This window comes from Pseudomonas sp. HY13-MNA-CIBAN-0226, from assembly GCF_040310305.1.
In the GTDB taxonomy this organism is placed as follows: Bacteria; Pseudomonadota; Gammaproteobacteria; order Pseudomonadales; family Pseudomonadaceae; genus Aquipseudomonas; species Aquipseudomonas gregormendelii.
The window spans coordinates 1-677 of the sequence record NZ_JBEOPS010000060.1 but is presented as its reverse complement, the minus strand read 5'-3'; the positions used below and the strand labels follow the sequence as shown (position 1 = coordinate 677).

The following is a 677-nucleotide window of genomic DNA, read 5'->3' as shown; positions in this document are numbered from 1 at the left end:
CCGCGGGATTCGGAACTCATGCAAGCAGCCACACGAGGAAAATCGGTTGGTGCTGTGAGCTGGTCATAAACCGGCGCTGTATACAGATTGCCAGCCATACGCGGCTTGATAGTTTCCTCGGTCCAGACCGGCTTATTTTCTCCTGATGGAATGCCGAAAGACCTTGGCGCCGGGACTGATGGAGCTTCCTTTGAGACCGTAGTTGCCACAGCTTCAACCGGTGTTTCAGGCTCAGATCCTGTGTAATGCATCACGTACTTGATGACGAAGTAAAAGCAGATCAGGCACAGCAATATTGCACCGCCGAGCACGGCAATAGTCTTCAGCGGTGGCCGTGCTTTGTGCGTGTCCAAGACTGTCGATGTGTACAGGTCGAAAACTTTTTTGTCAGTCTTGACCATCGAACTCTGGCCGAGATTTCGAGCCGTTCTAGAAGCTGGGTCCGTTTGGACAGACTCCCAGGTGTAACGCATCGAGCGCCCAAGGTTATAGGGACGGTGATAATTGACATGCGGTTGTACTAGCTTTCGAGCAAACGGGTGAAGAAATCCGGGAGCCTGCGTGATGAAAATCAAGTCTTTGCCGGAATGCCGGTGGATCGCGAAATCTTGAACCCATTGAGGCGCTTCACGTCCGAGATCTGTGCCGCAATAACGCTGGACTTCATCGCAAAGAAT

Annotated in this window: 2 pseudogenes; both read right to left on the bottom strand. The window is 52.3% G+C overall.

The features are described from left to right. A pseudogene (locus tag AAEZ05_RS27735) lies at positions 1–401 on the bottom strand (zonular occludens toxin domain-containing protein); the annotation flags it as partial. Positions 402–413: 12 nt separating this feature from the next. Further along, positions 414–677, bottom strand: a pseudogene (locus AAEZ05_RS27730) (zonular occludens toxin domain-containing protein); the annotation flags it as partial.